The organism is Oceanospirillum maris DSM 6286, assembly GCF_000422865.1.
Lineage (GTDB): Bacteria > Pseudomonadota > Gammaproteobacteria > Pseudomonadales > Halomonadaceae > Oceanospirillum > Oceanospirillum maris.
The window spans coordinates 145,732-154,750 of sequence record NZ_AUGW01000014.1 but is presented as its reverse complement, the minus strand read 5'-3'; the positions used below and the strand labels follow the sequence as shown (position 1 = coordinate 154,750).

Annotated in this window: 9 protein-coding genes; 4 read left to right on the top strand and 5 right to left on the bottom strand. The window is 44.4% G+C overall.

Annotation, left to right across the window (positions count from 1 at the left end):
* Positions 1 to 463 (top strand): RNA-guided endonuclease InsQ/TnpB family protein (locus G517_RS0107025; RefSeq protein ID WP_028303823.1); only part of this gene is annotated, 463 nt, incomplete at its 5' end.
* Here G517_RS0107025 and G517_RS0107020 read toward each other — a convergent pair.
* Genes G517_RS0107020 through G517_RS0107010 form a run of 3 tightly spaced genes read right to left on the bottom strand, consistent with a single transcriptional unit; the run spans position 444 to position 2,913 of the window.
* The gene (locus tag G517_RS0107020; RefSeq protein WP_028303822.1) at positions 444 to 1,190 is read right to left on the bottom strand and encodes a ParA family protein; all 747 of its coding nucleotides are present in this window, start codon (positions 1,188 to 1,190) and stop codon (positions 444 to 446) included. The genes G517_RS0107025 and G517_RS0107020 overlap by 20 nt on opposite strands.
* On the bottom strand, positions 1,187 to 2,716 hold the full coding sequence (locus G517_RS20030; RefSeq protein WP_051206184.1) for a CHAD domain-containing protein: 1,530 nt from the start codon (positions 2,714 to 2,716) through the stop codon (positions 1,187 to 1,189). The genes G517_RS0107020 and G517_RS20030 overlap by 4 nt, the downstream gene beginning before the upstream one ends.
* On the bottom strand, positions 2,713 to 2,913 hold the full coding sequence (locus tag G517_RS0107010) for a CopG family antitoxin (RefSeq protein ID WP_028303821.1): 201 nt from the start codon (positions 2,911 to 2,913) through the stop codon (positions 2,713 to 2,715). The genes G517_RS20030 and G517_RS0107010 overlap by 4 nt, the downstream gene beginning before the upstream one ends.
* A 210-nt stretch (positions 2,914 to 3,123) precedes the next feature.
* Between G517_RS0107010 and G517_RS0107005 the strand changes: the two genes are divergently transcribed.
* Positions 3,124 to 3,567 (top strand): hypothetical protein, encoded by a 444-nt coding sequence (locus G517_RS0107005; protein ID WP_028303820.1) that lies wholly within the window; start codon positions 3,124 to 3,126, stop codon positions 3,565 to 3,567.
* Between the two features lie 109 nt (positions 3,568 to 3,676).
* On the opposite strand, the gene G517_RS0107000 is transcribed toward G517_RS0107005, so the two are convergent.
* The gene (locus G517_RS0107000) at positions 3,677 to 3,856 is read right to left on the bottom strand and encodes a DUF2986 domain-containing protein (protein WP_028303819.1); all 180 of its coding nucleotides are present in this window, start codon (positions 3,854 to 3,856) and stop codon (positions 3,677 to 3,679) included.
* Positions 3,857 to 3,966: 110 nt separating this feature from the next.
* Entirely contained in the window at positions 3,967 to 6,054 is a 2,088-nt protein-coding gene (fusA, locus tag G517_RS0106995; RefSeq protein WP_028303818.1) for an elongation factor G, read from the bottom strand.
* Between the two features lie 518 nt (positions 6,055 to 6,572).
* Here fusA and G517_RS0106990 point away from each other — a divergent pair.
* Together G517_RS0106990 and brnQ are read left to right on the top strand one after the other, a co-directional pair.
* On the top strand, positions 6,573 to 7,457 hold the full coding sequence (locus G517_RS0106990) for a DMT family transporter (RefSeq protein ID WP_036590704.1): 885 nt from the start codon (positions 6,573 to 6,575) through the stop codon (positions 7,455 to 7,457).
* 215 nt (positions 7,458 to 7,672) lie between these two features.
* Positions 7,673 to 8,968: a branched-chain amino acid transport system II carrier protein gene (brnQ, locus tag G517_RS0106985; protein WP_028303816.1), complete on the top strand. Its 1,296-nt coding sequence runs from the start codon at positions 7,673 to 7,675 to the stop codon at positions 8,966 to 8,968.
* Positions 8,969 to 9,019: the final 51 nt, after the last annotated feature.

The window sequence follows — 9,019 nt, the reverse complement described above, 5'->3', positions numbered from 1 at the left end:
CAAGATAGCCAACCGGCGCAAAGATGCTTTGCACAAATTCAGTCGCTCACTGGTGAACCGTTCCGGTGAAATCTATGTGGGCAACGTGAAATCTTCCTCATTAGCCAAAACCAAGATGGCAAAGTCTGTACTGGATACAGGCTGGGCCATGCTGAAAACGATGCTGGATTATAAATGCGCTCACGCAGGCATTGTTTTCAAAGAAGTGAATGAGTCGTACACCACCCAAGCCTGTTCGTGCTGCGGTTGTATTTCCGTCAGTAGTCCGAAGGGTCGATCAGGTTTGCGAATAAGAGAATGGACCTGTAGTGAGTGTGGTGTCACTCACGACCGCGATATCAATGCGGCCAGGAATATTCTTGCGGTCGGGCATGGCCGTCTAGCAGTAGGAATCCCCGCTATAATCAGCTTGTCTGATTTAGCGGAGGGGGGATGTCAAATAGTTAATGCAGCAGCTTTTTAGAGATTTCACCCCAGAGTGCCGCATATGCCTGTGCTCCAGGTGTTTTCGGTGAGACGCAGTTAACCGGCGCGCGATGTTCTCCCATGCGTTCAATATCACTTGAGAAAGGGATTTGCGTTTTAAACAAGCGAGGTGTCTCCTGGCTCATCCGTTCTATGGTGGTTTTGTGCAGCTGTTTTTGGCGTTGCACCATCGAAAAAAACGGGTAAAGAACCTTGGTTGGTAGCTTGTTTCCTTGGAAAAAATCCTGCAGTTGTTCGTACGTACGTTCAGACAGTGTGGTTGGTATAACGGGCACCACAATCATATTTGCAGCATGAAAAATACCTTCGCTTAAATAGCTTAGGGTTGGTGGGCAGTCCAGAATAATTAGGTCATATTCTTTTTTCAGACCTTTCAAGACACGTTTCAGACGCAATTGACGCTTATCTTTATCGCTTAGTAGTGCATCGAAATGACGGAAAGATTCATGGGCTGGGATAATATCCAGACGATCAAAATCTGATGCTTTAATTTGCTTAAGAAGCTGCTCATAAGTCTTAAAGAAACGTTTTCCCCAGTTTTTCTTGCTCGGGCGTACACGAAAATAAAATGATGAGGCACCTTGGGAATCAAGATCGATTAACAGTGTTCTCAAGCCTGACTCTGCGGCCAAATAGGCGAGGTTAACTGAGGTTGCGGTTTTCCCAACACCGCCTTTGATACTATAGCAGGCTAGTGTTTTCATGACGTTAAGCTCCCTTTCTTTGCCTTATTAGAGCGTGCTGTGTGAGAGGTTAATAAGGATTCTGCACAGGATCTAATAGTTTGATTTAAAAAGTCATCCAGTTGATCTCTAACCTTGGCGCGTTCTTCTTTTTGTTTGTTAAAGAGTACGCCATTTAATGCGCTAACAGCCGCCTCTATTTCAGGTGTAACCGAGTGGCTGCTAAGGTAATGATCAAGGCTTTCCCGTTGAACGGAGTAATCATTAAACTGACCGAGATTATCCTGTAGGCGCTTAAGTGCTTTAAGCATAGGCTTGGTCTGTTTTTTTGGGAAAAGCTCGCCAAAAAACTCTAAAAGATAACGTAGCTTTTTACAGCCTAAGCGAATCTCATGGATCTGCTCATCGGGTGTCTGGTTATTAATCCCTATCGCATCCAAACAGATACTATTGTAGCGTTTGATAATCCGTTGCGCAGCGACCTGCTGAATCGCTTTATGGCCTTTCTTGGTGGCGGCTTGAGGGCAAAGTGCTAAGCGAGATTCAAGCAATGATATTTGGCTTTTATAGCTCGGTGATTTTAGATGTTGTGCCAGTACTCGGTGAGCTTGCTGGCGCTCACGGGAGAGATCTTTGAAGAGCTGATGTAAGCCCTCATGGAATGACTCTGGAATTAAGCGAGTATATTCAGCTTCTGACTTAAGATAGACATCAAGATCGCGCATACGACTAGTTGGTTCGGCCAGCTGAACAAGGCGAGTCTTAAACCAGTTGCTTTCCTCATGCCCTATAGACTGTTTCATTTGGCTAAATAGCGCCCGCATCCGTCGAATGGCCACACGGTATTGCTGAAGAAACTGTGCATCCCAGTCGCGGATAATGCCCTCTTCGTTGATACGCACATTGTGCCAAAGTTTTTGGGCGACAAGAGCCGTTGCATCACCGCTGTCTAACTCTGGTTTTAAATGATACTGAGGGCGAGCGCGGTAATCGCTCGGACGAATACCCAGTAAATTTAAACTGTTGTGAAATATATGATGATCCAGTTGATCGGGCTTTTTGCGCTGAATTATTTTAAGGCTTCGACGGTACTCTTTGTCATAGCCCCGCAAACCCTTTAGTTCAATCATGGTGCCAAAGCCAGTAAGAATAATATTTAGGTCGCATACCTTTTTTAGATCTTTATTGCGAACCGCATAATTACAAAACTCAACTTCCAGCTCTGCCATTGGAAATAAACGCCGACCTTTGGTGACGGTTAACAAGTGTTCTTGAAGCGTCGGGTGATCAATATTGGTGGCGAAAACAGGAGAAGGTTCATTCTCAAAAAAAGTAAGTTCTGATGTGTTAACCAGCAAAATAGAGTCGCGGTTATTGCTGGCAAGTAGCTGATTTTTACGCCATAGATGCCATTCAAAATCATCGAAAAAAGTGAGTGTTTCATGGCGAATAAACATCGGCTCTAAGGTGAACTTCTGCTTGAATTGATCTAGTAGTTGGTCAGTTGAACTGGAGTCTTGAATAAGCCAGCGTGAGTGGGCGGTCATGATGATTTCTTCCCTTCGGTCAGAGTAATGCGTCCATCAAGATATGCTTTGATAAGATTTTCAATTAATTTTTGAACACTGGTATCTTCTTCAATAGCACGTATCTTAAGTGTCTTGAGCATTTGGTTGCTCAGGCGAAGAGATGTGTTTTTTCTCTTCTCATGGTCAGCTGAAAATTCCATTTTTGGCGAGGGCATAAGCGATCCTTGAGGTCATGATGTAATGACGTCACTTAGTATCACTGATTATCCCTGTGAATTTCAAATGACAATATTATGACACTATTTTTTACAAAGGGTTTTACCAGCGTTGCCTATAAGGCTGTCGCGTGTTTTTTATTATAATGAGAAAAGGTATCATTCTCTTTTTGCCGTGAAAGCGGCCTGAACCATTAAAAGGATGGAGTCATGGTTAATTTATTACAGATGGGCGTTTTACGTGTTGTATGCGTATTGGTTTTTACACTTTGTTCCAGTATCGGTTATGCCGACAGTATTGCTGATGATGTACGTGATGTGGTTGAAGAAAATATTGCAGCGATCCAGAATGAAAATATGGCGCGAATGATGAAAACGGTTCATAGCTCATCCCCAAGTTATCAGGCAACAATGCAGCAGGTACCATCGTTGTTTCAGCAATATGATCTCGAATATGAGTTAACCGGTTACGACTTTGTGGGTGTTACCGGTGAGTTTGCCGTAGCCAAAGTACGCCAAATTACCCGGAAAGTGGGTGGTTCGGCGGCATTTAATGATAATGAGTTAGAGCTGCTGCAGGCGTTTAGGAAAGAGGATGGTCAATGGAAGTTCTGGTCGCAGTCGGTGCTGAATATGAATTTTTTCGGGCAGTAACGTAGCTTTTATCGGGTCTGATTTCCCCGTTCTTATGGACCCTCTCAATCGCAGCTTCCTTCGGGAAGCTGTTTTTTTTGCCCCCCCTTCTGGAATATCTTTATTGGTGTTAGTTACTGTCTGTAGTTTTCCCTTTCTTTGTGGCTTCGGTTTCAGCTTCCATTTTGGCTCGATCTGCCTTTGAGATATAGCGGGGCTTGCTTGCACCGGTGTTGTTTAGGGCTGTTTTTACTTTAGCTTTTTTAGCTTTTCTGACAAGTATTTGGTTGATCTTTTTCTTACGGTTCATCATTTTTTCCGGGGAAATATTGAGCGGTACAAAATAAAACCCCGATACTAACGTATCGGGGTTTTGGGGAAATAATATTCTAAGGCAGAGGGAAATCTCTGCTTATCAAATTACTTCTTAGCGTTACGTTCTTTAACTTCAGCAATAACTTTCTCAGCAACGTTTGCTGGGCAAGCATTGTAGTGGCTGAACTCCATAGAGAACTGACCACGACCAGAAGTAATAGTACGTAGGTGACCAATGTAGCCAAACATCTCAGACAGAGGAACGTCTGCTTTGATGCGTACACCAGTAGCACCTGCTTCTTGGTCTTTGATCATGCCACGGCGACGGTTAAGGTCACCAATTACATCACCAACGTTATCGTCTGGAGTAAATACGTCAACCTTCATGACCGGCTCGATCAACTGAGGGCCTGCTTTAGGCATAGACTGACGGAATGCACCTTTAGCGGCAATCTCAAACGCTACTGCAGAGGAGTCAACGGCGTGGAAACCACCATCATATAACTCAACTTCAACATCTAGAACTGGGAAGCCTGCTAGAGGGCCCATTTCCATCATGCCACGGAAGCCTTTCTCAATTGCTGGGAAGAATTCTTTAGGAACGTTACCGCCCACAACAGAAGACTTGAATGTGTAACCAGAACCGATTTCACCAGGTTTGATGCGGTAGTCGATTTTACCGAACTGACCAGAACCACCAGACTGTTTCTTGTGCGTGTAAGTATCATCAATTTCTTGAGTGATGGTCTCGCGGTAAGCAACCTGAGGAGCACCAACTTCCAGTTCGATACCGAAAGTACGCTTCAGAATGTCTACTTTAATATCTAGGTGAAGTTCGCCCATACCTTTCAGGATGGTTTCGCCAGAATCTTCATCAGTTTCAACTTGGAATGAAGGATCTTCAGCGATCATTTTACCTAGAGCAACACCTAGTTTCTCAGAAGAGCTCTTATCTTTAGGCGCAACAGCGATAGAGATAACAGGCTCTGGGAAGATCATGGCTTCAAGCGTACATTCATGCTTAGGATCACATAGTGTGTGACCGGTCTGAACGTTCTTCATACCAACGATCGCGATGATGTCACCAGCTTGTGCTGAATCCAACTCGTTACGGTCATTAGCGTGCATCTCAACCATACGGCCGATACGCTCTGTTTTGCCTGTTGCTGAGTTAAGGATGGTGTCACCCTTCTTCAGCTTACCAGAGTAGATACGTACGAAGGTCAGGGCGCCAAAACGGTCATCCATGATCTTGAACGCTAGAGCACGGAATGGCTCTTCAGTCGATACTGTAGCTACTTCACCTGTTGGCTCACCTGTTTCAGGATCAGTCAACGGCTGTGGGTCAACTTCAGTTGGAGACGGTAGGTAATCAACAACCGCATCCAAGATTAGTTGCATACCTTTGTTTTTAAAGGCAGAACCACAGTAAGTCGGGAAGAAGGCTAGATCACGAGTACCCTTACGGATGCAACGTTTGATGTCTTCAATAGAAGGGATTTCACCTTCCATGTAAGCTTCTAGCAACTCGTCATCTTGTTCTACTGCAGATTCAACCAAGGCTTCGAAGTATTCTTCAACTTGATCAACCATATCTGCAGGAACATCTTGAACTTCGAAGTTTTCTGGCAGGCCAGAATCATCCCAGATGTATGCTTTTTTGGTTAGAACATCAACAACACCAACAAAGTCATCTTCGATGCCGATTGGCAGCGTCATAACAAGAGGGGTGGCGCCTAGAACATTTTTAACTTGATCAACAACGCGGAAGAAATCAGCGCCCATACGATCCAGTTTGTTCACGAAAATCAGACGAGCAACTTCGGAGTCATTCGCATAACGCCAGTTGGTTTCAGACTGAGGTTCAACACCGCCTGAACCACAGAATACGCCAATACCGCCATCAAGTACTTTAAGAGAACGATAAACTTCAACAGTGAAGTCAACGTGCCCAGGAGTATCAATAACGTTAAAACGGTGATCTTTCCAGAAACAGCTAACCGCTGCAGACTGAATGGTAATACCGCGCTCGGCTTCTTGGTCCATGAAGTCGGTAGTGGATTCACCGTCGTGAGTTTCACCGATTTTATGGATTTTACCCGTTAGCTTAAGGATACGTTCTGTCGTGGTGGTTTTACCCGCATCTACGTGGGCGAAAATACCGATGTTGCGATAATGAGATAAGTTTGACATGTTTCTACGCTATACAGTCTGGGTTAATTTGCGCACTAGCACCTTTAAAAATTCCTACACTAGTACCGTTAAAAGCTCTAGATGGTCGATTTCAATAGGGCACTGCGCGTTCAATCGGATTTGATTTGCGCGCAAGTATACCAAAAGTCCTTCAAGAAAATAGACCACAGCCCCATAAAAACCCCCTTTTTCTTTTAATTTATGTCTTAAAAAGGATGAAAAATTGCCGTTGCCTCTTTTTTGTTCGAGTCGATGGGACTGTAGCTTTTGCTATGAGTGGTATGATTTTATGAATTATGGATTAACTAAAGGCACTTTACGGTCATCATAAGTCTGTTTACGCCAGCTTTTATTTCATAGCTCTGTGTCGCTTCCATTAAGTATTATGCTTTAACGTTTACCGCCTTCCATCTCATTCAGCAGGCCGAGGTTTCTGTGCCAAATAATGTTCAAATACTGTACCTAGAGCTTAAGATATTAGAATCCCAAACATCAGAACCAATAGCAGAGAGGCAGAGATGAATCACTCAAGAAGAATCTCCCCCGAACTTGCCCTTGGTGCGGGACTAATCTTATTGTCGGAGCTGTTTCTTGTGAGCTCTGGAATGGTGATTAAGCACTTAGCAAACGATGTGCCGGTGCAGATGGTTGTTTTCTTTCGGAATGGGCTTGGGCTTTTAATTCTATTGCCATGGTTGATGAACAATGGCGTTTCTGCAATAAAAACAGATCGATTGCGTTTGCACTTTATGCGGGCTGGTGTTGGTGTTGTTGCCATGACTTGCCTTTTTTATTCTTGGGGGTACCTGCCCTTGGCTCAAGCGGCATTGCTAAAACAAACGGCACCTTTTTTTATACCCCTTATCGCGTTTTTTTGGCTGGGAGAGCGTATCCCTGCAATCGTTAAAGTCGCTATTTTAATCGGTTTTTGCGGTACGGCGCTGGTGCTTAATCCCCAAGAAGGCAATCTCAATATTGGTGTTATTATCGCGGTGTGCGGCGCGGCTCTTGGCGGGCTTGCTAAGGTAACTATCCGCAGAATGCGTTCGAGTGAGCCTGCGGGTCGGATTGTTTTTTACTTCGCATTTTTTAGCGCTATTTTATCGTTTTTACCGGCCTACTGGATTTGGCAGCCGATTAGTTTGACTGCTTTTTTCTGGCTCTTTCTGATGGCGGGCACTTCAACGGCTGCTCAGCTATTTCTGAGTAAAGCTTATGGCTTAGCGCCCGCTGGGCAACTTGGTCCGTTTACTTACGGTTCTGTTGTCTTGGCTGCTCTGATGGGATGGCTACTATGGGATGAAGTGCTGTCAATTAATACGCTATTGGGTATCGCTCTAATCACCGGTGGCGGGGTTTTAGCCATGCTGGGTAAGACGTTAGTCAAACAGTTAAAAAACTAAGCTAGTGTACGCTGTCGGTTAAAGTTAAGGCGCTTTACGTGGTCTGAAGCCCTCTTGTATTGCTAATATACGCAATGTTTTCAATATTTTAGGGTTGTAGCTGCTTCCTATTGCTATTTGTATTTCTAGTGGTATAAAAGGCCGCTTTCCATCAGGATAGCTGGCTTTTTGTTGTGCTGGTTTATGTTTGTCGTGCAAAAGTGATAGAGGTTGTTTTGAATAAGCAATTAAAACCATTTGATGTTCTTGGCTTAGGTTTTATGACCTTTGCCTTTTTCTTAGGAGCAGGGAATATTATTTTCCCGACTATGGCCGGTATGCTGGCTGGTGTAGAAGTTGTGCCAACGATGCTTGGCTTTTTGTTAACGGCGGTTGGATTACCGCTTCTTGGCTTATTTGCCGTTGCTAAAGCTGGTGGCGGTATTTCGCAGATGACTAAGCTGTTGCACCCTGCGATCGGTGTTGTTATCTCCGTGGCCATTTTTATTATTATCGGCCCTTTGATCGCTGCGCCAAGAACCAGTCTTGTAGCCTTTGAACTTGGGGTGAAATCTTTTGGCGAGGAACCCGTCGTCAGCCAATGGGTTTATTCCTTGGCGTTTTTCACCTTGGCAACGGTATTAGCGTTATTCCCCGGTAAGCTGATGGACTCCATTGGCAAAATATTAACCCCTTTGTTAATTGTGTTACTGCTGGCATTGTCGATCTCTGTCATGACGGCTTCTGGTGGTCAAGTGTTACCAACAGACCCAAGCTATACTCATGCACCTTTTGCCAAAGGTATTCTTGATGGCTACAGCACTATGGATGCGCTGGCCTCTATCATGTTCGGTATGTTGATTGTTGATCTGCTGAAGAGAAAAGGCATTACTCATCCGAAAACTCAGTATCGCTATCTTATTATTGCGGCTCTAATTGCAGCCGGTGGGCTAGCTTTTGTCTATATCTCTCTATTCTTTTTGGGCTCAAGCTTTGGCTTTTCTGGGGCATCGTCCGGTGGTGAGATTTTAACTGCGTATGTTGAAAATCAGTTTGGTGTCCTTGGGCTTATGGTCTTAGCTGGGGTGATTACTCTGGCATGCTTAACAACGGCTATTGGTTTATTGAGTGCCTGCTCAGATTATTTCTCTCAACTGACGCCGCTGTCTTACAACACCTTCGTGATTATTAACGCGGTATTCTGTGTGATGATGGCGAATTTAGAGCTAGGTGTGTTGATTGAGATGAGTATTCCTGTACTGGTGGCGGTTTACCCTATCGCCGTGGCGCTGATGTTGTTTAGTGTGTTTTCATCTCAGATCGCTCTTAAAAGACAGTCTTTGGCCCTTACTCTAGCGGTATCGCTGTTTTTTGGTCTAATGGAAGGTTTAAAAGCAGCAGGCATTTCTGTTCCCGATCTCTCCTTTATGCCTTTATTTGATTTAGGCTTGGCTTGGGTGGCACCGACTCTGGGTTTGGTCTTGATTTATATGTTAGTGGGTAAGGTTAAGCCTGCGCTGGTGACATCCTAGATTGGAAAGAAAACCGGTTAGGTTTTCTTTTACGATCTTAATTTGAGATGA

Coding starts and splice junctions, on each gene's coding strand:
- G517_RS0107020 (WP_028303822.1), bottom strand. CDS start 1,190: ATGAAAACACTAGCCTGCTATAGTATCAAAGGCGGTGTTGGGAAAACC.
- G517_RS20030 (WP_051206184.1), bottom strand. CDS start 2,716: ATGACCGCCCACTCACGCTGGCTTATTCAAGACTCCAGTTCAACTGAC.
- G517_RS0107010 (WP_028303821.1), bottom strand. CDS start 2,913: ATGCCCTCGCCAAAAATGGAATTTTCAGCTGACCATGAGAAGAGAAAA.
- G517_RS0107005 (WP_028303820.1), top strand. CDS start 3,124: ATGGTTAATTTATTACAGATGGGCGTTTTACGTGTTGTATGCGTATTG.
- G517_RS0107000 (WP_028303819.1), bottom strand. CDS start 3,856: ATGAACCGTAAGAAAAAGATCAACCAAATACTTGTCAGAAAAGCTAAA.
- fusA (WP_028303818.1), bottom strand. CDS start 6,054: ATGTCAAACTTATCTCATTATCGCAACATCGGTATTTTCGCCCACGTA.
- G517_RS0106990 (WP_036590704.1), top strand. CDS start 6,573: ATGAATCACTCAAGAAGAATCTCCCCCGAACTTGCCCTTGGTGCGGGA.